Annotated in this window: 21 protein-coding genes; 4 read left to right on the top strand and 17 right to left on the bottom strand. The window is 69.7% G+C overall.

Annotated elements, in window-relative coordinates; all coding sequences use genetic code 11:
* Nucleotides 1-310: 310 nt before the first annotated feature.
* The 5 genes from ACFWV3_RS29225 to lysS form a co-directional block, all read right to left on the bottom strand.
* Entirely contained in the window at nucleotides 311-1,108 is a 798-nt protein-coding gene (locus ACFWV3_RS29225; RefSeq protein ID WP_382415699.1) for an ABC transporter ATP-binding protein, read from the bottom strand.
* Nucleotides 1,105-2,136, bottom strand: coding sequence for a FecCD family ABC transporter permease (locus ACFWV3_RS29220; protein ID WP_382415698.1), 1,032 nt, complete (start codon nucleotides 2,134-2,136; stop codon nucleotides 1,105-1,107). The genes ACFWV3_RS29225 and ACFWV3_RS29220 overlap by 4 nt, the downstream gene beginning before the upstream one ends.
* A 47-nt stretch (nucleotides 2,137-2,183) precedes the next feature.
* Nucleotides 2,184-3,176, bottom strand: a complete 993-nt coding sequence (locus ACFWV3_RS29215; protein WP_382415696.1) for a FecCD family ABC transporter permease — start codon at nucleotides 3,174-3,176, stop codon at nucleotides 2,184-2,186.
* Between the two features lie 258 nt (nucleotides 3,177-3,434).
* Nucleotides 3,435-3,782 carry an Lsr2 family protein gene (locus ACFWV3_RS29210; protein ID WP_382415763.1) on the bottom strand — a complete coding sequence of 116 codons (348 nt, stop codon included), beginning with the start codon at nucleotides 3,780-3,782 and terminating at the stop codon, nucleotides 3,435-3,437.
* 114 nt (nucleotides 3,783-3,896) lie between these two features.
* On the bottom strand, nucleotides 3,897-5,351 hold the full coding sequence (gene lysS / locus ACFWV3_RS29205) for a lysine--tRNA ligase (protein ID WP_382415761.1): 1,455 nt from the start codon (nucleotides 5,349-5,351) through the stop codon (nucleotides 3,897-3,899).
* Between the two features lie 136 nt (nucleotides 5,352-5,487).
* Here lysS and ACFWV3_RS29200 point away from each other — a divergent pair, with 136 nt between their 5' ends.
* The gene (locus tag ACFWV3_RS29200) at nucleotides 5,488-6,243 is read left to right on the top strand and encodes a class I SAM-dependent methyltransferase (protein WP_382415694.1); all 756 of its coding nucleotides are present in this window, start codon (nucleotides 5,488-5,490) and stop codon (nucleotides 6,241-6,243) included.
* On the opposite strand, the gene ACFWV3_RS29195 is transcribed toward ACFWV3_RS29200, so the two are convergent.
* The 5 genes from ACFWV3_RS29195 to ACFWV3_RS29175 all read right to left on the bottom strand — a co-directional run bounded on the left by ACFWV3_RS29195 (nucleotide 6,233) and on the right by ACFWV3_RS29175 (nucleotide 10,548).
* Nucleotides 6,233-7,024 (bottom strand): type III pantothenate kinase, encoded by a 792-nt coding sequence (locus ACFWV3_RS29195; protein WP_382415692.1) that lies wholly within the window; start codon nucleotides 7,022-7,024, stop codon nucleotides 6,233-6,235. The two genes, ACFWV3_RS29200 and ACFWV3_RS29195, sit on opposite strands and share 11 nt — an antisense overlap.
* Before the next feature lie 10 nt (nucleotides 7,025-7,034).
* Complete coding sequence (panD, locus tag ACFWV3_RS29190) at nucleotides 7,035-7,505, bottom strand: aspartate 1-decarboxylase (RefSeq protein ID WP_382415691.1); 471 nt, start codon at nucleotides 7,503-7,505, stop codon at nucleotides 7,035-7,037.
* Nucleotides 7,506-7,514: 9 nt separating this feature from the next.
* The gene (panC, locus tag ACFWV3_RS29185) at nucleotides 7,515-8,405 is read right to left on the bottom strand and encodes a pantoate--beta-alanine ligase (protein ID WP_382415689.1); all 891 of its coding nucleotides are present in this window, start codon (nucleotides 8,403-8,405) and stop codon (nucleotides 7,515-7,517) included.
* 1 nt (nucleotide 8,406) lies between these two features.
* Nucleotides 8,407-9,297 carry a Rossmann-like and DUF2520 domain-containing protein gene (locus ACFWV3_RS29180; RefSeq protein WP_382415687.1) on the bottom strand — a complete coding sequence of 297 codons (891 nt, stop codon included), beginning with the start codon at nucleotides 9,295-9,297 and terminating at the stop codon, nucleotides 8,407-8,409.
* A gap of 102 nt (nucleotides 9,298-9,399) precedes the next feature.
* The gene (locus tag ACFWV3_RS29175) at nucleotides 9,400-10,548 is read right to left on the bottom strand and encodes a PrsW family intramembrane metalloprotease (protein ID WP_382415686.1); all 1,149 of its coding nucleotides are present in this window, start codon (nucleotides 10,546-10,548) and stop codon (nucleotides 9,400-9,402) included.
* Between the two features lie 28 nt (nucleotides 10,549-10,576).
* Here ACFWV3_RS29175 and ACFWV3_RS29170 point away from each other — a divergent pair, with 28 nt between their 5' ends.
* The 3 genes from ACFWV3_RS29170 (at nucleotide 10,577) to ACFWV3_RS29160 (ending at nucleotide 13,316) form a co-directional block, all read left to right on the top strand.
* Nucleotides 10,577-11,491 carry an SAM-dependent methyltransferase gene (locus tag ACFWV3_RS29170; protein ID WP_382415684.1) on the top strand — a complete coding sequence of 305 codons (915 nt, stop codon included), beginning with the start codon at nucleotides 10,577-10,579 and terminating at the stop codon, nucleotides 11,489-11,491.
* Between the two features lie 18 nt (nucleotides 11,492-11,509).
* Nucleotides 11,510-11,932: a DUF1203 domain-containing protein gene (locus ACFWV3_RS29165; RefSeq protein WP_382415682.1), complete on the top strand. Its 423-nt coding sequence runs from the start codon at nucleotides 11,510-11,512 to the stop codon at nucleotides 11,930-11,932.
* Nucleotides 11,933-12,230: 298 nt separating this feature from the next.
* Nucleotides 12,231-13,316, top strand: coding sequence for an NADH-quinone oxidoreductase subunit D (locus ACFWV3_RS29160; protein WP_382415680.1), 1,086 nt, complete (start codon nucleotides 12,231-12,233; stop codon nucleotides 13,314-13,316).
* Between the two features lie 16 nt (nucleotides 13,317-13,332).
* Here the strand turns inward: ACFWV3_RS29160 and ACFWV3_RS29155 are convergent, their stop codons facing one another.
* From ACFWV3_RS29155 to ftsH, 7 genes are read right to left on the bottom strand one after another with little or no spacing between them, the layout of a single operon-like run.
* Nucleotides 13,333-14,844, bottom strand: coding sequence for a DUF6779 domain-containing protein (locus ACFWV3_RS29155; RefSeq protein WP_382415678.1), 1,512 nt, complete (start codon nucleotides 14,842-14,844; stop codon nucleotides 13,333-13,335).
* 36 nt (nucleotides 14,845-14,880) lie between these two features.
* On the bottom strand, nucleotides 14,881-15,348 hold the full coding sequence (locus ACFWV3_RS29150; protein ID WP_382415676.1) for a DUF3180 domain-containing protein: 468 nt from the start codon (nucleotides 15,346-15,348) through the stop codon (nucleotides 14,881-14,883).
* The gene (gene folK, locus ACFWV3_RS29145) at nucleotides 15,345-15,839 is read right to left on the bottom strand and encodes a 2-amino-4-hydroxy-6-hydroxymethyldihydropteridine diphosphokinase (RefSeq protein WP_382415674.1); all 495 of its coding nucleotides are present in this window, start codon (nucleotides 15,837-15,839) and stop codon (nucleotides 15,345-15,347) included. The genes ACFWV3_RS29150 and folK overlap by 4 nt, the downstream gene beginning before the upstream one ends.
* Nucleotides 15,836-16,228, bottom strand: coding sequence for a dihydroneopterin aldolase (gene folB, locus ACFWV3_RS29140; protein ID WP_382415672.1), 393 nt, complete (start codon nucleotides 16,226-16,228; stop codon nucleotides 15,836-15,838). The genes folK and folB overlap by 4 nt, the downstream gene beginning before the upstream one ends.
* Nucleotides 16,221-17,006, bottom strand: coding sequence for a dihydropteroate synthase (gene folP / locus ACFWV3_RS29135; RefSeq protein WP_382415759.1), 786 nt, complete (start codon nucleotides 17,004-17,006; stop codon nucleotides 16,221-16,223). Before folP ends, folB begins: the two co-directional genes overlap by 8 nt.
* A 32-nt stretch (nucleotides 17,007-17,038) precedes the next feature.
* Nucleotides 17,039-17,686: a GTP cyclohydrolase I FolE gene (folE, locus tag ACFWV3_RS29130; protein WP_382415670.1), complete on the bottom strand. Its 648-nt coding sequence runs from the start codon at nucleotides 17,684-17,686 to the stop codon at nucleotides 17,039-17,041.
* Complete coding sequence (gene ftsH / locus ACFWV3_RS29125; protein WP_382415668.1) at nucleotides 17,683-19,872, bottom strand: ATP-dependent zinc metalloprotease FtsH; 2,190 nt, start codon at nucleotides 19,870-19,872, stop codon at nucleotides 17,683-17,685. Before ftsH ends, folE begins: the two co-directional genes overlap by 4 nt.
* Nucleotides 19,873-19,956 lie beyond the last annotated feature (84 nt).

The raw sequence follows: 19,956 nt of genomic DNA, 5'->3' as shown, positions 1-19,956 counted from the left end.
CTGTTGGTTTCCTTCCAAGGTTGTTGCGAAATCTTTTGGGGGAAGGGGTGGGGGGTGTCAAGCGGGCACGCTTTTCGCCCGCTTGACACCCCTACCTCGTTGTGGCCAGCTCCTGGCGCGGCTTGTGACGGGGACCCACCCGAACCGCACCACCTACGCAACGGGCGGCCGCCCAGCACAAACAGGCGTGCCATCAACCCGCTGGGGGCGCGGTACCCCCTGATCAGATTGGCGGGGGTTTGGGGGCAGCGCCCCCAGGTGGAAGCACGCAACAGAACCCGCCGCCCGCAACAGGGGAACGGAACCGGAACTAAGAAACCCGGTGCCGAGACCCAACAGGCACAACAAGCGGAGTCCCGGAAACCGGATCCTCCACAACCCGAGCATCCAACCCGAAAACATCCAACAACAGAGCCTCGGTCAACACCTCACCAGGCGCCCCCTGCGCCACAATCCGCCCACCCCGCATGGCGACGATGTGATCCGCATACCGAGCCGCCAGGTTCAGGTCGTGCAACACCATCACCACAGTCCGCCCCAACGACGAATGCAGCTCCTGCACCAGATCCAGCACGTCGATCTGATGAGCAAGATCCAAATAGGTGGTCGGCTCGTCCAACAGCAACAAATCGGTCCCCTGGGCCAGAGCCATGGAGATCCAAGCCCGCTGCCGCTGCCCACCGGACAACTCGTCGACAGTCCGCTCAGCGAGATCGGAAATCCCGGTCATCGCCAGAGCGGCATCAACGGCAGCAGCATCCTCAGAGGACCACTGCCGGTACCAGGCCTGATGCGGATGCCGACCCCGAGCAACCAGATCGGCGACGGTGAGCCCTTCAGGAGCAGAAGGCGACTGGGGCAACATCCCCAACACCCGAGCCACCTCCCGCGAAGGCAGCCGGTCGATCGCCTTCCCGTCCAGCAACACCGCACCGGACCGGGCAGGCAACAACCTCCCCAAAGCCTTCAACAGGGTCGACTTCCCGCACCCGTTGGGCCCGATCACAGCCGTGACAGTCCCACCGACCACGGACAAGTCGAGGGTGTCGACGACCAGCCGCTCCCCATAACCCACCGACAGCGAAGAAGCCTCAAGACGCACACTCATACCCGCGCCTCCCGGCGACTCCGAACCAGCAGGTACATCAGATAGGGCGCCCCGAGCACAGCCGTGACCACCCCGACCGGCAGCTCGGTGCGATAAACCGTCCGAGCCAACAGGTCGGACAACATCACGAGCACACCACCGAGAACCGCGGACCCGAACAACGGCGGCTGCGCAGTCCCGGCAAGACGCAAAGCGATCTGCGGCGTGGCCAGAGCAACGAACGCGATCGGCCCAGCAGCGGCCGTGGCCACCGAGGCCAGCACGATCGCCACCACGATCAGGAACGACCGCGCCCGGTTCACCCGCACCCCGAGCCCGCGCGAGGTCTGGTCGTCGAACTGCAGCGCCCCGAGCACGTGCCCGCCGACCAGGGCGACGGGAACCAGCACCACCAGCGCCAACGCGACGGGCACGACGTGCTCCCACCCGCGCCCGTTCAGCGACCCGGTGATCCACACCATCGCCCGCCCGGCGTCCAGCACGTCGCCGACGGTCAGCAGGTAGTGCGTGAAGTTGGCGGCCACGGCGGTGATGCCGATGCCGACCAGCACCATCCGGAAGCCCTCGATCCCCTGCCGCCACGCCAGCGCGTACACGAGCAGCCCGGCGGCCAGGCCCCCGGCGAGACCGGCCAGCGGGAGCCCGACCGACGCCGCCGACCCGGTCACCACCCCCAGCGAGCCGCCGAACGTGATCACCGAGACGGCTCCGGCGCCGGCGCCCCACGTGACGCCGAGGATGTCCGGCGAGGCCAGCGGGTTGCGCACGATCGCCTGGAAGATCGCCCCGGACAGGCCCAGGGCGGCGCCGACGAGCAGGCCGGTCAGCGCGCGGGGCATCCGCAGCTCGGTCACCACGAACTGGTCGCGCCGCGTGCCGCCGCCGAACAGGGTGTCGACCACCTGCGCCACCGTCAGCGGGAAGTCGCCGATCATGATGTCGACGACGAACACCGCCGCCAGCAGCACCAGCGCCACCCCGACGACCACCAGGGGCCGCGGCCGCAGGCGGAACGACGCTGCGCCCACCCGGAGAGCGGGTTTGCGGGCCGTCGGAGGAGCCGTGTCGAGGGCGGTCAAATCTTCACCAGCTTCTTGCGGCGCACCAGGTAGATGAAGAACGGCGCGCCGATCAACGCCATCATCACGCCGACCTCCACTTCCGACGGGCGGGCGACCACGCGGCCGACGATGTCCGCGAACAGCAGCAGGATCGCGCCGACCAGCGCCGAGAACGGCAGCAGCCAGCGGTAGTCCGGGCCGGTGAACGCGCGTGCCACGTGCGGCACCACCAGGCCGATGAACCCGATGGGCCCACACGCCGCGACGGCGCCGCCCACCAACAACGTGATGGCGAAGATGCCCAGCGACCTGGTCGCCTTCACGCGCACGCCCAGCGACGTGGCCACGTCCTCGCCCAGCGACAGCGCGTTGAGGCCCGGCGCGTTGAACGCCGCCACGACCAGGCCGACGAACAGGAACGGCAGCACCTGCCACAACACCGTCAGGTCGCGGCCGGCGATCCCGCCGATCTGCCAGAACCGGAACGCGTCGAGCGACTGCTGGTCGAGCAGCACGATCGCGGACACCAGGCCGTGCATCAGTGCGGAGACGGCGGCACCGGCCAGCGCGAGCGTCACCGGCGACGGGCCGCCCCGGCCGGCAGACCCGAGCAGGAACACGACGACGCTCGCGATCATCGCTCCGGCGAAGGCGAACCAGATGTAGCCGACCAGCGAGTCCACGCCGAGCAGGAAGATCGAGAGCACGACGGCCAGCGCCGCGCCGTTCGTGACGCCGAGGATGCCCGGATCGGCGATCGGGTTGCGCGTGTGGCCCTGCATGAGGGCGCCGCCGACGCCCAGCGCGACGCCGACGACGATGCCGATCAACGTCCGCGGGATCCGCAGCTCGCGGATCACCACGTCGTCCTCGGTCCCGGTCGGCGTGAAGAGGCCGTGCCAGACGCCGGACAGCGCGATCTCCTTGGAACCGATCGCGATGCTCGCCAGCGCCACGACCGCCAGCACGGCCAGCAGGAAGAGCAGGCCGAACGACCTACGACCCAAGGCCCACCCTCCTAGCTGCGACGAAGTCAGGTAAGCCTAACCGAATCACCGCAGGACACCGACGGGCGGCCGCGCGGTTCCGATCACAACCGGGAAGACGTGAAGAAGATCAGCGCACAATGTGAACAACGTCGCGATGTCGTTTGGACCGGGTTCGTTCACGGACCAGTTCACCGGCCGGTGGTTGCGCAGTCACTCGAATAGCACGAAGGGGTTCCGGGGAAGATTCCCCGGAACCCCTTCGTGATTCAGCGAATTTCAGCCCTGCTGGTGGTACGCGTCGAGCACCTCGGCCGGGATGCGACCCCGGTCGGACACCTTCATGCCCTGCTTGCGCGCCCACTCGCGAATGGCCTGGTTCTGCTCGCGGTCCGCCGAAGCCGGACGCGCCTTCACACCGGCCGGACGACCGGGACCAAGACGCTTGCGGCCACCTGCACGACGTGCACTTCCCACGAAGTCGGCCAACGCGTCGCGAAGTTTGCCCGCATTACCCGAGGAAAGGTCGATCGTGTAGGCGACACCATCCAGTCCGAACTCGACGGTCTCCTCAGCAGTGGAACCGTCCAGATCGTCGACGAGGGTCACGGTGACCTTCTGCGCCATGCGTATCCTCCAGGACCCCGAATGCGCGGTCACCCGCGTCGCCAACTAAAGCCTTCTGCGAGGCAGGTTAGCGCACGGGTGCCGCATTGCACCTATCGACATCCGGAAAGTTACTCATTCAGGGCGAACGAGCGGGAACAAGATGGTCTCCCGGATACCCAGGCCCGTGAGGGCCATCAGGAGGCGATCGATACCCATTCCGACGCCACCACTCGGTGGCATTCCGTACTCCAGTGATCGCAGAAAGTCTTCGTCGATCGGCATCGCCTCGTGGTCACCGGCGGCGGCAAGACGGGCCTGCGCTTCCAGGCGTTCCCGCTCGATCACGGGGTCCACCAGTTCGGAGTAACCCGTTCCCAGTTCGAATCCGCGGACGTACAGATCCCACTTTTCCGCGACACCCGGCTTGGTGCGGTGTTGCCTGGTCAGCGGCGACGTCTCCACCGGGTAGTCACGTACGAACGTCGGCGCGTACAACGTGTCGCAGACGAGGTGCTCCCACAGTTCCTCGACCAGCTTGCCGTGACCGAACTTGGGGTTCACCTCAAGTTCGTGGCGGTCACAAAGCTTGCGCAGGACCTCCGCCGGCGTCTCGGGCGTGATTTCCTCACCAACCGCTTCGGACAACGACTCGTAGATGCTGAGCGTCGTCCATTCACCCGAGAGGTCGTACTCGCTGCCGTCCGCCAACGTGACGATCTGAGAACCCGTCACCGCTTCCGCGGCTTCCTGGATGAGCTCACGCGTGAGTACCGCGTTCGAGTCGTACGTGGCGTAGGCCTCGTAGTACTCCAACATCGAAAACTCGGGCGAATGCGACGAGTCCACACCTTCGTTGCGGAAGTTGCGGTTGATCTCGAACACCTTCTCGATGCCGCCGACGACGCAGCGCTTCAAGTACAGCTCCGGCGCGATGCGCAGGAACAGGTCGATGTCGAGCGCGTTCGAGTGCGTGATGAACGGACGCGCGCTCGCACCTCCCTGCAGCGTCTGCAACATCGGCGTCTCGACTTCGAGGAATCCACGACGGTGGAACGAGTCGCGCAGAGAACGAACCACGTTCGCACGGGTCCGAACAGTGTCACGCGCGGTCGGCCGCAGGATCAGGTCGACGTATCGCTGACGAATGCGGGTTTCCTCGCCGAGTTCCTTGTGCGCGACCGGCAACGGGCGCAGCGACTTCGACGTCAGCTGCCATCCGTCGGCCATCACGGAAAGTTCTCCGCGGCGCGAGCTGATGACCTCGCCGTGCACGAAAACGTGGTCACCGAGGTCGACGTCGGTCTTCCACTCGGAAAGCGCTTCTTCACCCACACCGGCGAGGCTCAGCATCGCCTGCAGTTCCGTGCCGTCGCCTTCGCGCAACGTCGCGAAGCACAGCTTTCCGGTGTTGCGCAGGAACATGATCCGGCCGGTCACGCCGACGACCTGGCCGGTCTGCGTGTCGGGCTCGAGCTCGGGGTGTGCTTCGCGGATCTCGCGCAACGTGTGCGTGCGCGCGACCTCGACGGGATAGGGCTCCTTACCGGAAGCGAGCAGCCGCGCACGCTTTTCCCGGCGCACGCGCATCTGCTCTGGCAGGTCTTCTTCGCTGGTCACAGGGCCTTGCTTCGGCTGCTCACTCACGCCGAGAAGGGTACGGAAGTGCTCAGGAGCAAGGCGAACCGGATACCCCGGCCCAATCGCGACGCCCTAAGTTGGACGGATGGATCTACACGCGAGGCGAGCGGACTCGTTCGGCGCGCAGGCGGAGGCCTACGCCGAACACCGGCCTGACTATCCCGTGGCGGCGATCCGGTGGGCGCTGGAGCCCCTGGGCGCGGACGAGCCGCTGGACGTGCTCGACCTGGCCGCCGGCACCGGCAAGCTGACCGCGGGACTGGTCGCGGAAGGACACCGCGTCACGGCCGTGGAGCCGAACGAGCAGATGCTTTCCGAACTGGTGCGCCGAGTGCACGACGTGCGCGCACTGCCCGGACACGCCGAACACATCCCCGTCCCCGACAACACGATCGACGCCGTCTTCGTCGGCACCGCGTTCCACTGGTTCGACCAGGAGAAGGCACTCCCGGAGATCGCCCGCGTGTTGCGCCCCGGCGGCGTGCTCGCGGCGATGTGGACGGAGCCGGACCAGGACGTCGAGTGGCTGGCCGAGCTCGAACTGGTATCGGCGAGCAGCGTCGAGTCCCAGCGCGGCAACCCCGCGAGCGTCGTGGAGCACCCGTCGTTCGGTGCGGTGGAGCACGAGGTGTTCCCGCACTCGCACCGCAGGAGCTCGCCGGAAGCGGCCGTCGCCTGGATCAACACGCACTCGCGCATGCTCGTCATCGAGGACGAGGAGCGCGCGGCGATCAACGACAAGATGCTCGCGTTCCTCCGCGACCGGCCGGAGACGTCGAACGGGCCGTTCGACGTCCCCCTGCGCGCGGAGATCTTCCGGATGGTCCGCGCTAGCGAGTAGGCATGTTGCGCTCGAAGACGAGCCGCAGCCCCAGCAGAGTCAGGTCGGGCACGTGGTGCGCGATCGTCGAGGACTCGGAGACGACCAGCGGGGCGAGCCCGCCCGTGGCGATCACCGTCACGGAACCGGGGTCGGTCTGCTGGAGCTCCTCGGTGATCTTGCGCACCAGCCCGTCCACCTGGCCGACGAACCCGTAGACGATGCCGGACTGCAGGCACTCCACGGTGTTCTTGCCGATCACGTTGCGCGGCTTGATCAGCTCGACCTTGCGCAGCTGCGCGGCGCGGGCGGCCAGCGCGTCGACCGAGATCTCGATGCCGGGCGCCAGCGCGCCGCCGAGGAACTCGCCGCGCGACGAGATCACGTCGAGGTTCGTGGACGTGCCGAAGTCGACCACGACGCACGAGGTCGAGTAGAGGTGGTGCGCGGCCAGTGTGTTGATCACACGGTCCGAGCCCACCTCCTTCGGGTTGTCGACGAGCAGCGGCACACCGGTCTTCACGCCCGGCTCCACCAGCACCTTCGGCACGGAGTCGTAGTAGCGGCCGAGCATCACGCGGAGCTCGCGCAGCACCGCGGGCACGGTGGACAGCGCGGAGATGCCGGTGATCTTGTCGGCGTACTCGCCGAGCAGGCCGCGCATGGTCAGCGCGAGCTCGTCGGCGGTCATCCTGGCGTCGGTGCGCATCCGCCAGTCGCGCACGAGCGGGGCCGAGTCGCCGACCCCGTCGTAGAGACCGAGCACGATGTTGGTGTTGCCGACGTCGATGGCGAGCAGCACGGTGTGTTCCTCAGTTCTCGGTCTTGATCAGCGCGTCCAGCGCGGTCGCCTCAACGGTCTCAGACGACAGCGCGCTCGTGGAGCCGTTCACGAGACCGGAGCCCTCCGGGGCATGCGCGGGGTCGGAACCGAGGTCGACGACCTTGTTGTCCGCGTCCACGAACACGACCCGCGGCTTGTACGTCCGCGACTCGGCGTCGTCCATCTGCCCGTACGCGATGAGGATCACGATGTCGCCGGGGTGCACGAGGTGCGCCGCCGCGCCGTTGATGCCCAGCACGCCGGTGCCGCGCTCGCCGGGGATGACGTAGGTCTCCAGCCGCGCGCCGTTGGTGACGTCGACGATGGCGACCTGTTCGCCCGCCAGCAGGTCGGCGGCCTCCATCAGGTCCTCGTCCACCGTCACCGAGCCGACGTAGTGCAGGTCGGCCTGCGTCACGGTGGCGCGGTGGATCTTGGACTTCAGCATCGTGCGGAACATGGCATCCCCCTACTCGTCGCCTTCGCCGAGCAACACCGCGATGTTGTCGATCAGGCGGGTGGAACCGACGCGTGCCGCGACCAGCAGCCGTGCGTCGCCGTTCTCCGGCGCGGGACCGAGGTCGACCCCGCGCAGCTCCAGGTAGTCCAGCTCGACGTCCGGCACCTGCGCCAGCACGTCGTGCGCGGCCTTGAGCACCGCGTCGGCGCCCTGCGACGACACGTGCGCGCCGGCGGTCAGCGCGGCCGACAGCGTCACGGCGTGGTGGCGCTGCTCCGGCGTCAGGTAGGCGTTGCGCGAGGACAGCGCGAGACCGTCGTGCTCGCGAACGGTCGGCACGCCGACGACGTCCAGCGGGAAGTTCAGGTCGCGCGCCATCTTGTGGATGAGCTGGAGCTGTTGGTAGTCCTTCTGCCCGAACACCGCGTACGTGGGCTGCACGATGTTGAACAGCTTCGACACCACGGTCAGCACGCCCGCGAAGTGGCCGGGACGCGACGCGCCCTCCAGCTCGTCGCCCAGCGGACCGGGGTGCACGGTGACCTGCGCGCCTTCCGGGTACATGTCCTCGGCGGACGGTGCGAACACCAGGCCCACGCGCTCCTCGCGGCAGATGTCCACATCGGACTCGAACTGCCGCGGGTACTTCGCGAGGTCCTCGTTCGGCCCGAACTGCAACGGGTTCACGAAGATCGACACGACGACCACCGTGTTCTGCATGACCTGCGCCTCGCGGATCAGCTGCCGGTGGCCGGCGTGTAGGGCGCCCATCGTGGGCACGAGCGCGACGTTGCGGCCGGCGCTGCGCAGGGCGCGCACGACCCGGTTGAGCCGCTGCGGGTCGCGGTGCACCGTGACGTCGTCCTGGCGGTAGTCGTCCTTGGTCAGTGGCTTGGTCACGTCAGTCCTCGAGAGTGGTGCGAACGTCGTCGGCCGCGTCGGGCTTGAGCAGCCCGGAGCGTTCGGCCCGGTCGGCGGTGCGGCGGGCGAGCACGCGGTAGCTGGGAAGGATCTCGGGCGCCTGCTGCGCGAGCACGCCGAGGTGCCCCCGCAAGGTACCCGTGTCGCCACGCGCGACCGGACCGGTGAGGGCCCTGTCTCCGTGGCGCAGCGCGTTGTCGAGCGCGGCCGACAGCAACGGGCCGAGCAGGCGTTCGGCGTTGGCCACGCCGGCGTTCGAGAGCAGGTCCGCCGCGTCGCGGACCAGCGTGATCAGGTGGTTCGCGCCGTGGGCCAGTGCCGCGTGGTAGAGCGGGCGGACGGCCTCGGGGACCCGGATCGGTTCGGCGTCCATCTCCACGACCAGCGCCTCGCCGACGCTCCACGCGACCTCGTCGCCGTCCGCGGCCGTCACGCCGACGCACGCGGCCCGCATCCGCTGGAGGTCCTCCTCGCGGCCGGTGAAGGTCATGACGGGGTGCAGCGCGAGCGTGAGGGCACCGACCTCGGCGGCGGGCTGCAGGACCTGCACGCCCTGCGCGCCGCTGGTGTGCACGACGATCTGGCCCGCGCGCAGCGACTCCGTGGCGACCAGGCCCTTGACCAGGCCCTTCAGCTCGTCGTCCGGCACGGCCAGCAGCACCAGGTCGGCACGTTTCGCGACCTCGGTGGGGTCTTCGAGGGGGACGCCGGGCAGCAGCTCCTCCGCGCGGTTGCGGGAGGCCTGGGAGACGGCGGACGTGCCGACGACCACGTGGCCCGCTCTGGCCAGCGCGGCGCCCAGCACCGAGCCGACCCGGCCTGCCGAGATGACACCGACGGCGAGCCTGGCCGGACGTGGGGTCGCGTCCATGCGACTAACTCCTTCTGACGTTCCAGTCCCTGCTGCGGGTACCGGACGACGCCGCCGAGGGTAATCCGCTGTTCCCGGCGTTGGTCCTGGCGGTGACAGGACTCACCGGCGGGCGGCGGTCCTCGCGGCGTGCAGCGTGTCGAGCAGCACCCCGTGGCGCTGCTCGGCGCTCTGGCCCGCCGTTCCCTGCTCGATGCGGTGGCGCAGGAAGGCCAGCTCGGTGACCGCGATCTGGTAGGCCTTCACCGACTTGACCGCGCCCTCACCGGACTTGCGCTTGACCGCCCGCAGCCAGTTCCTGCGGCCGTTGAGGCTCGCCAGCAGGGCGACCTCGCTGTTGGCGATCCACTTGTTCTGCGCCATCGCGGCGAGCTGACCCGCCACGATCCTCTGCTCCCGGCGCCGCTGCCAGACCACGATCGTGACGGCACCCGCGAACACCGGAACCATGATCAGGAAGTACAGGTTGATGAAGTCGGACCCGGTGCCGACCGTCGTCGAGAAGTTCCACAGCGAGTGCAGGCCGACCGCGGTGAGGTACCCGGTGATCGGCGCGAGGACGCGGACCGCCGCCCGGCTCGTGGTGGACGCGATGCCGACACCGATGCCCGTCATGGCCGTGAACAGCGGATGCGCGAACGGCGACAGCACCCCGCGCAGCACGAACAGCGCGATCACGCCGCCGCCCATGTTGCCGAGCCCGTCCTGCAGGAAGACCCGGCCGAAGTACCAGATGTTCTCGGTGAACGCGAAGCCCGCGGCCGTGATGCCCGCGTAGACCATGCCGTCGACGACTCCGTCGAACTCGTGCCTGCGCCGGGCGAACACGGCGATCAGGAACACCGCCTTGGTCGCCTCCTCGACGATCGGCGCCCCGAGCACGGCCGTGAACGTCGTGCCGTCGTTGGTGAGGAGGTCGCCCAGCACGCGGCTCGTCTGGTTGAACGCGAGCGAGGTGATCGTCGCGCCGCACGCACCCCAGACGAACGCGAAGAGCAGCATCTTGGCCGGTTCCGGCTCCCACCGGTCGATCCACAGGAACGCGCTCACCACGAACGCGACCGGGATCAGCGCGGCGGCGGCACCCACCAGCAGCGGCTCGATGCCGATGCTCGACGTGCCGAGCGCGAACAGCACGAGCCCGGCCGCGGCCAGCGCGATGAGGGCCACGACGGGGAACAGGACGGTCCAGCGGCGCTGCTCGATGCGCTTCTTCGGCGTCGGCGTCGGCGTGAGGTCGGCGTCGGTCACGAAATGACCTTAGATGCACACTTGTCCGGTGCTCGACTGGGAAGCCGCTTGGCACGCCGCGCTCTACGGTCCCGGCGGCTTCTTCGCGCGCGGTGAGAAGCCGTTCTCGCACTTCCGGACGTCTCCCCTGGTCGGTCCGGAGCTGGCCCTCGCCCTGGTCGAGCTGTTGTCGCGAGTGGACGCCGCTCTCGGATTTCCCCCGGTCGTGGACTTCGTGGACGTCGGCGCGGGCGGCGGCGAGCTGGCCGGCGCGGTGCGGTCGCTGGCCTCGGGGTCGCTCGCCGACCGGCTGCGCGTGACCGCGGTCGAGCTCGGGCCTCCTGTTCTGCTGCCCGGAGTTCGGTGGACGACCTCGATCCCTCCGTGCACCGGGTTGCTGGTCGGGCACGAGTGGCTCGACTCGATCCCCTGCCCCGTGGTGACCGGTCCTTCTCCGGACCCCTGGATCACCCGGTGGTGGCCGTCGCTGGCTGACGGCTCGCAGGCCGAGGTCGGAGCACCCCGGGATGCCGCCTGGGCCGCGGCGGTGTCGTCGGTGCGCGGGGCGGCGTTGGCGATCGACTACGGGCACCTGGTCTCGTCGCGGCGGTTCACGCTGACCGGGTACCGGAACGGGCGTCAGGTCCCGCCGGTGTTCGACGGGTCCTGCGACATCACGGCGCACGTGGCCCTGGACGCCTGCGCCGCAGCTGCCGGCGGGGATTTCGTCCTGGTGTCGCAACGGGACGCGTTGCGCGCGTTGGGGTTGTCCTCATCCGTGTCGGGGTCCGGGTGGGAGTGGCTGGAGTCGGCTGCTCGGGCCGGACGGGTCGCCGAGCTGCGCGATCCGGCCGGGCTGGGGTCGTTCGGGTGGCTGCTGCACGGACGTGGTGTCGCGGTTGCCGACCTGCTGCCCGCGCTGCCGCCCTGGCGTCCGAATCCCGCCAGCTTTTCGCCGGCGTGACGACGATCGTTTCGCGGTATGCGAATCCACACCGTCTCGCCCGACGCCTCGTTCTCCGACCCCGGCCGGGAGTACCGCGCTTCGGAGCCCGACGTGCCGTTGCGGTGCTGCCTGCGGAAGTCGTCGCCCGGTGAGCCGGTCTGGTTGTTCCGGTACTCGCCTTCGTCCGGCAAGGGGCCGTACGCCGAGGTCGGGCCGGTGTTCACGCACGTGGACTGCCCCGGCGCTCCTTCGTTGGATCGTCTCCCTGTTGAGTTGTTGAACAATCCCCGGATCCTCCGTTCCTACAACGCCGCAGGTCAGATCCACGACGGCGCGGTGGTGGAGCCGGGATCGTTCGATCGTGTGATCGAGGGATTGTTCAACGATCCTTCGATCGAGTCGGTGCAGGTCCGGAGCGTGTCGCACGGGTGCTTCTTCTTCGCGGTGACGAGGTCGTGAGCGATTGACCGCGTGCCGCCCGCTGACGCCGGGGCGTCCGGCCGAGGCGCGCGAGGCCGCCGCACGTCCGGGCGGTGAGCCGCACGCGGCTTGTGGCTGCTTCCCATCACCACAAGCCGCGCGGCGCGACTGAGCCTCGCTGTCCAAGCCACCCAGGCCCGCACCCAGGCCGCACGTCGCGCACCGCCGCCTCACCCCTACCGCCCCTGGCCGCGCTCCCGGCTCACCCCGTCCGCGCCACCACCCCGGCCGGACCGGCACCTCCCAGCCCGTCCCCGCGCCGTGAAACCATGCTCCGGTGAGCGAGCAGATCACCGTCGGCGTAGGAGCGGGCGCCCAGTACCTCGGCGTCGACCGCGTGATCGACCTGGGCCCCCTGCACCCGTCGGCCCACGGCGCCTACCGCCTGCGCCTGACCGTCACGCCGGACCTGGTGATCACCGCGGCCGAGCCCCTCGTCGGACACCTGCACCGGGGCGCCGAGAAGCTCTTCGAGGTGCGCGACTACCGACAGGTCCTGACGCTGGCCAATCGGCACGACTGGCTGTCCGCGTTCTGCAACGAGCTCGCGGTCGCGCTGGCCGTGGAGCGCATGACGGGCATGGATGTTCCCGTCAGGGCCCAATGGCTGCGCGTGCTGCTGTGTGAACTCAACCGGCTGATGGCGCACATGGTGTTCCTGACCCCGTTGTCCCCCAACGCCGCCGCCTACCGCGAAGGCGTCCAGGCCCTGATGGAAGAGGCGTCGGGCGGGCGCATCCACTTCATGTTCAACCGGATCGGCGGCCTGCGCGAGGACGTGCCGGCGGGCTGGACGGACAGGGTCGCCGAGTTCTTGTCCACTGTGGACACGGACGAGCTTGAGATCGACTTCGGAAAGCTTTCCGGGCTGGGCGTTCTGACCAAGGTCGACGCACTGGCCTATGGCGTCACCGGACCGATCGGCCGCGCCAGCGGGGTGGACTTCGACCTGCGGCGCGACGACCCGTTGCCCGCTTACCGGTCGCTGGACTTCACCCCGGTCGTCCGCACGGAGGGCGACGCGGCGGCGCGGGTGCGGTGTCTGCTGGACGAGGTGCTGATGTCGGCGAAGCTCGCGAAGGCCTGCCTCGAACAGCTCCCGAGCGGACCCGTGAACGTGCGGCTTCCCAAAGCCATCAAGGCACCCGAGGGCTCGGTCTACACGCGCGTCGAGGCGCCGTTGGGCACTTCGGGGGTGCACTTGTCGTCACGGGGCGAGAAGACGCCGTGGCGGCTCAAGTTGCGCACGCCGTCGTTCAACAACGTCCAGGCGCTGTCGGCGTTGCTGCCCGGCACGAAGGTGGACGACCTGCCGGGCGTGCTCAGCTCGTTCGCCGTCATCGTCGGCGACATCGACAAGTAACCGGCCGCTCGAACGACTAGTCGTCCCGGCGGCGACGGCGGCGCGGTGCGTCGCCCCCGCCCAGGGACGCGAGCAGCTCGCTCACCGACTTGCCGTCCGCGTGCGCACCGGACGGGTCTTCCGGCGCCGCGCGACGGCCGGTACCGGGCGACACCACGGGCAGGCGGGTGGACGAGTCCTCGGCCACCCGGCGGCCGGAGACCGGGGCGTCGTCCGTCGCGGAACGGCGGCCGGGCGACACCACCGGCAGGCGGGCCGACGACTGCTCGGAGGCGCGGCGGCCACCGACGGGCGGCAGCGACACCAGGGAGTCCTCGGACTTCGTGCGGCGGGGCGGGGCGGCGTCCTCGGAACGCCTGCGGCCACCGGAGGCCGGCGCGGACGGGGCGTCCGGGTTCAGCGTCTCCCACGAACCGCTGTCCTGCACCGGCGCGGGCGTCGGGCGGTCGTCGGCGCGACGGCGGCCACCGCCGGTCTGCTGCAACGACTTCGGGTCGATCATCGCGGTCCGCTCGGCCGCGCGAGACCGGGGCTGCTCGGGCTTGCGGGGCTCCACCGGCTTCACGGCGGGCGCCTTCGGAGGCTGCTCCGGCCGTGCCAACGCCTCGGTGCGGTTCGACGGGGGCTTGACGGGCGGCGGCTGGACCGGCGGGCGCTGCACGCGTTCGGTGCGCTGCACCTGGGCCTGGACCGGCGGGGCCTTCACGGTGGGCGGCGGTACCGGGGCCGGCTTGGCGCCGCCGAGCCTGGCCGACACCGCCGCGGCGGCCGACGTGCGGGGCTGCGGACGGGCCGGCTCCTGCTTCGCGGCCTTCACGGGCTCGCGGCGGACGACGGCCGGCTGCGGGCGCGGTGAGGTGCGGGTCGGCTCCGGGCGCGCGGGTTCGGGGCGGACGGGCTCGCGGCGCGGCGGCTGCACCTTGGCGTCGTGGGCGACGCGTTCGATCAGCTCGGTGCGCTCCGACGGCTTCTCGGCGGGCACCGACGACGCGGCGATGGCGTTGATGATCCGCTTCTCGGCACCCGGCGTCAGGCGGCCGGGTTCCGAGGCGAGGGCGCGCAGGCGGGTCGACTCCGCGCGCAGCGCGACCCGTTCGACCAGGACGTCACCGCCCAGCAGCGCCTGGAGGTTGTCGCGCAGGGAATGGAGGTCGGCGCGCAACGCCTCGATGTCCGCCCTGGACTCCTCCTCGATGCGCTTGCGCGTCTCGGACTCGATCTCCAGCTCGTACTCGCGGCGGGCCGCGACCTCGCGCTCCAGCTCGAGCTCGTAGACGGACTGGAGGTCGGCCACCTCGTCGTCACGCTCGGTGACCTGACGGCGATATCTGGCGGCCAGGAAAGCACCCACCAGTGCTGCCCACAGAGCAGCGACCACGGCCAGACGCAGCATTCGGGCGCTGTCGCTCAGCACGAGCACCGCCGCGGCCACGAGGGCGAGCGCCAATGCCGCTACTAAGAGCAACCGCCCGGAGCCACGACCGTGATCTTCCTGCTCGTCGTCCATCGACGCGCCACGCCCGGTCATGCGGACTACGGTACCGCGTAGTTATGGGACTGAGACCTACGGCCGGGTATCTATCTCGTTTCCGGAACCCTCGTTGGGCGTCTTGCAGCAGTGCTCGAGCCACAGGGCCGCGGCCGTCAGGAGTAGCGCCGAGATCACCCCGACGACAGCGGCCACCAGGTCGTTCGAGGCTGCGGGGAACGAGTCGCGGACGGGCATCACGAAGATCCACAACCCGGCCCAGACCCCGAACATCAAAGCGCCCAAAACGGACGAAGCCTTTGCCAAAGCGACCGCTCGGGCCGCCGTCAGCGGCTGCACCGGACGCGCGCCGGCCCGGCGCTGGATCCTGGCGCGCAACGAGAACGCGAACACGACCTCGACGACGGCGATGACGACCAGCGTCGAGCCGGCCAGCACGGGCAACGGTGGCAGCGAGTCGTAGGAGAGCCGCAGCAGCAGGTGCGCCAGGATGCCGGCGATGATCGCGACGGCCACGAGGTCGCGGGGGCGGGTGAACCTCACGAGCCCATCCAACCCGAAAGCACGAGATCGTCGCGCCTGCGCACGCCGTCGGAGGAGAACTCCAGCGCCGCAACGGGTCCGCGTCCCGGCAGCACCGCGTCCGGCTCCACGTCGAGCCACGGGATGAGCACCGTCCCGCGCTCAAACGCCCCAGGATGCGGCAGGAGCAGCTCCGGGTGGTCGGACCTCACCCCGTCCACCGAAACCACGTCCACGTCCAACGTGCGCGGTCCCCAGCGCTTCTCCCGCACGCGCCCGGCGGCGTTCTCCAGCTCCTGACCGCGCCGCAGCCAGCCCCACTCGTCGACGTCGTCCGAAGCGACGATCACGATGGCGTTCAAGAAGTCCGGCTGGTCCTCGACGCCCCACGCGGCCGTCTCGTAGACCGGCGAAACGGCGACGACGAACGGGCGCAGGCCGTCCACCACGGACTGCAGGTGCGCGAAGCGGTCGCCGAGGTTGGAGCCGATCGAGAGGACCGCGCGGGTCACCGGGCTTCCTTGGGCACCGGGGCGGCCAGCCGGCGCGAGCGGCGGATCGTCACCGACACGTCGTCGAACGTCAGCGGGATCGGCGCGGACGGCTTGTGCACCGTCACCTCCGCCGCGTGCAGCCGCGGGTCCTTCATGGCCTCGTCGGCGATCCGACCGGCGACGGTCTCGATGAGGTCGTACGGCTCGCCGCCGACGATCGCCGCGGCCATCTCCGCGAGCTCGCCGTAGTGGTAGGTCTGGCTCAGGTCGTCGCTGCGCGAGGCCGAGGAGAGGTCGAGCCAGAGCGTGATGTCGACGACGAACTCCTGCCCGTCGCGCTTCTCGTGCTCGAAGACGCCGTGGTGGCCGCGCACCCGCAGGCCCGTCAACGCGATCCGGTCAGCCATGTCCCCGCCTCCACGCACCGGCGACGGCGACCGCGTCCAGCGACCGGTCGACGTCGTGCACCCGCACACCCCACGCTCCGTTGAACGCGGCCAGAGCGGACACCGCCGCGGTCGCGTCCTCCCTGCCGTCCGGTGGACGGGTGCCGAGCAACGTGCCGAGGAAGCGTTTGCGCGACGCACCCACCAGCACCGGGAAACCCAGCTCCACCAGCTCGTCCAGGCGCTGCAACAGCTCCCAGTTGTGGTCGCCGAGCTTCGCGAAGCCCAGGCCGGGGTCGAGCACGATCGACGACTCCGCGACCCCCGCCGCCATCGCCGCCTCGACGCGTTCCAGCAACTCCGAGCGCACGTCCATCACGACGTCGTCGTACCGCGCGAGGGAGTCCATCTCCGTGCTGTGCCCACGCCAGTGCATCAGCACGTACGGCACACCCGCCGAGGCGACAACCTTCGCCATCTCCGGGTCGGCCAGGCCACCGGACACGTCGTTCACGATCGACGCACCCGCCTCCAGCGCCGCCTCCGCGACGGCCGCGCGCATCGTGTCCACGCTGACCGGCACGCCCTCGGCGACCAGCGCACGGATCACCGGCGCGACCCTGGCGATCTCCTCGGTGGCGTCGACGCGCTCGGCACCGGGCCTCGTCGACTCGCCGCCCACGTCGATCAGGTCGGCACCGCGCTCGAACATCTCGACGCCGTGCGCCACCGCGTTCCGCCGGTCGAGGTAGCGGCCGCCGTCGGAGAACGAGTCCGGCGTCACGTTGAGCACGCCCATCACGACGCACCGGCCGGGACGGGGCAGTCCGCTCACCGCGTCCGGCCCTTGATCAGCTCGATCGCCTCCGCCCGCGTGGACGCGGACGTGCGCAGCAACCCGCGCACCGCCGAGGTCGTCGTGCGCGAGCCGGGCTTGCGCACGCCGCGCATGCCCATGCACAGGTGCTCGGCCTCGACCACGACGATCACGCCGCGCGGCTCCAGCTTGCGCACCAAGGCGTCGGCGACCTGCGACGTCAGCCGCTCCTGCACCTGCGGCCGCTTCGAGTAGAGGTCGACCAGCCGCGCGAGCTTCGAGAGCCCGGTGACGCGGCCCTTCTCGTTCGGGATGTACCCGACGTGCGCGACGCCGTGGAACGGCAGCAGGTGGTGCTCGCAGAAGCTGAACATCGGGATGTCGGTGACGAGGACGAGCTCCTCGTGGCTCTCGTCGAACGTCTTCGCGAGCACGGAGTCCGCGTCGGTGTAGAGCCCGGCGAACAACTCCCGGTAGGCCCGCGCCACCCGTGCGGGTGTCTCGCGCAGGCCTTCCCGCTCCGGGTCCTCACCGCACGCGATCAGCAGCTCGCGCACCGCCGCCTCCGCGCGGCCCTGGTCGAAGACCCGCCGCGCGGAGACGCCGGCCTCCCCGTGGTGGGTGAGGCCGGCGTCTCCGTCGAGCTGGTGGTGCTCGGTCACTGCCGCTCGTCCTGGTCCGGCTGCGGCTTCTTCGGCTCCCAGACGTTGTGCGGCTTGCCGCCGGGCACGGTCGCCGGGGTCCATCCGGGCGGGGCGCCGTAGTTCGGCGGACCCGCCTGGTTCGACGGTTGTCCCGGCTGGTGCACGCCGTTCGTCCCGTTCGGCGAGGGCAGCTGCTCGGTGGGCGGCTCCGCAGCGGTGGCGTCCTCCTGCTGCAGCTCCTCCTCGATCACGTCCTCGACCACGGGCGGCCACGGCTCGCCGCGTTCCTTGGCGAGCTCGCCGGGCGTCTTGACCGGCGGGATGTCGGACGGCGTGCGGTCACCGAAGTCGTTGAACTGGGTGATGCGCGGCCGCTTCTCGACGCGGGCGAAGATCCGCTCCAGGTCCTTCTGGTGCAGGGTCTCCTTGTCGATGAGCTCGAGCGTGAGGTCGTCGAGGACGTCGCGGTAGGTGTTGAGCACCTCGTACGCCTCGGTGTGCGCCGCCTCGATGAGCTTGCGCACCTCCTCGTCGATCTCGTGCGCGACCTCCAGCGAGTAGTCCGCCTGGCGGCCGGCCGAGCGGCCGAGGAACGGCTCGCCCTGCTCCTGCCCGTACTTCACGGCGCCGAGCTTCGCGCTCATGCCGTACTCGGTGACCATCGCGCGGGCGATCTTGGTCGCCTGCTCGATGTCGTTGGACGCACCCGTCGTGGGCTCGTGGAAGACGAGCTCCTCGGCGGACCGGCCACCCAGTGCGAACACCAGTCGCGCGATCATCTCGGACCTGGTCATCAGGTCCTTGTCCTCTTCCGGCACCGAAAGGGTGTGACCACCCGTGCGGCCGCGGGCGAGGATCGTGACCTTGTAGACCGGGTCGATGTCCGGCATCGCCCACGCGGCCAGGGCGTGCCCTGCCTCGTGGTACGCGGTGATCTTCTTCTCCTTCTCGGAGATGATCCGGCTCTTGCGGGCCGGACCGCCGATCACGCGGTCCACCGACTCCTCGAGCGCGGCACCGTCGATGATGTTGCCGTTCTTGCGCGCGGTGAGCAGCGCGGCCTCGTTGATGACGTTCGCGAGGTCGGCGCCGGAGAACCCGACGGTGCGCTTCGCGAGTCCGTCGAGGTCGGCGTCCGCGGCGAGCGGCTTGCCCTTCGAGTGCACCCGCAGGATCTGCTTGCGGCCCTTCAGGTCCGGTGCGGACACCGGGATCTGGCGGTCGAAGCGACCGGGGCGCAGCAGGGCGGGGTCGAGGATGTCGGGGCGGTTCGTCGCCGCGATCAGGATGATCCCGCCGCGCGAGTCGAAACCGTCCATCTCGACGAGCAGCTGGTTGAGCGTCTGCTCGCGCTCGTCGTGACCGCCGCCGAGGCCGGCGCCGCGGTGGCGGCCGACCGCGTCGATCTCGTCGACGAAGATGATGCACGGCGCGTTCTGCTTGGCCTGCTCGAACAGGTCGCGGACGCGGGAGGCACCGACACCGACGAACATCTCGACGAAGTCCGAGCCGGAGATCGAGTAGAACGGCACCCCGGCCTCACCGGCGACGGCCCTCGCGAGCAGCGTCTTGCCGGTTCCCGGCGGGCCGTACAGCAGCACGCCCTTGGGGATCTTCGCCCCGAGCGCCTGGTAGCGGCCGGGGTTCTGGAGGAAGTCCTTGATCTCCTCGAGCTCCTCGACGGCCTCCTCGGCACCGGCGACGTCGGCGAACGTCGTCTTGGGCATGTCCTTCGACAGCTGCTTCGCCTTGGACTTGCCGAAGTTCAGGACGCGGTTCCCCCCGCCCTGAGCGTTGTTCATCATCCACATGAGCAGCAGCAACAGCAGGCCGAGCGGCACGAGGTAGATCAAGATCTGCATCAGGATCGACTCCTGGCTGACCTTGGTCTCCACCGTCGGCTTGTTGCCGGCCTGGTCGAGGACGTTGAAGATCTCGTCCGTCGCACTGGCCGGGTACTGCGTGATCAGGCGGTTGCTGCCCTCGAACGTGGTGCCGTCGGTGAGGGTGAGGCGGAGGCGCTGTTCCTTGTCCTCGATCGTGGCTTCCTTGACCTTCCCGTCGCGCACCTGTTGCAGCGCTTGGGAGGTCTTGACCTGGTGATAACCCCGTGAGTCGTCGAAGAGCACGGTGAAGACGAAGTAGAGCAGCAACACCGCAGCGATCCACAGCAGCGGGTTGCGAAGCAGGCGCTTGCGGTCCATGCACTTACGGCCGGCGGGCGGCCTCGACCCTCCCTGACTTGCGCGTCGGGCAGTGGAAGACCCACATACCGCGTCCGACCAGCC

Source organism: Lentzea sp. NPDC059081 (assembly GCF_042738015.1).
Classification (GTDB): domain Bacteria; phylum Actinomycetota; class Actinomycetes; order Mycobacteriales; family Pseudonocardiaceae; genus Lentzea.
This window is presented reverse-complemented; position numbering and strand designations above follow the sequence as displayed.

Bases quoted from the DNA above. Each gene is read 5' to 3' on its own strand.
- ACFWV3_RS29225 (WP_382415699.1), bottom strand. From the start codon at position 1,108: ATGAGTGTGCGTCTTGAGGCTTCTTCGCTGTCGGTGGGTTATGGGGAG.
- ACFWV3_RS29210 (WP_382415763.1), bottom strand. From the start codon at position 3,782: ATGGCGCAGAAGGTCACCGTGACCCTCGTCGACGATCTGGACGGTTCC.
- lysS (WP_382415761.1), bottom strand. From the start codon at position 5,351: ATGCGCGTGCGCCGGGAAAAGCGTGCGCGGCTGCTCGCTTCCGGTAAG.
- ACFWV3_RS29200 (WP_382415694.1), top strand. From the start codon at position 5,488: ATGGATCTACACGCGAGGCGAGCGGACTCGTTCGGCGCGCAGGCGGAG.
- panD (WP_382415691.1), bottom strand. From the start codon at position 7,505: ATGTTCCGCACGATGCTGAAGTCCAAGATCCACCGCGCCACCGTGACG.
- ACFWV3_RS29180 (WP_382415687.1), bottom strand. From the start codon at position 9,297: ATGGACGCGACCCCACGTCCGGCCAGGCTCGCCGTCGGTGTCATCTCG.
- ACFWV3_RS29165 (WP_382415682.1), top strand. From the start codon at position 11,510: ATGCGAATCCACACCGTCTCGCCCGACGCCTCGTTCTCCGACCCCGGC.
- ACFWV3_RS29155 (WP_382415678.1), bottom strand. From the start codon at position 14,844: ATGACCGGGCGTGGCGCGTCGATGGACGACGAGCAGGAAGATCACGGT.
- folB (WP_382415672.1), bottom strand. From the start codon at position 16,228: ATGGCTGACCGGATCGCGTTGACGGGCCTGCGGGTGCGCGGCCACCAC.
- folP (WP_382415759.1), bottom strand. From the start codon at position 17,006: ATGGGCGTGCTCAACGTGACGCCGGACTCGTTCTCCGACGGCGGCCGC.
- ftsH (WP_382415668.1), bottom strand. From the start codon at position 19,872: ATGGACCGCAAGCGCCTGCTTCGCAACCCGCTGCTGTGGATCGCTGCG.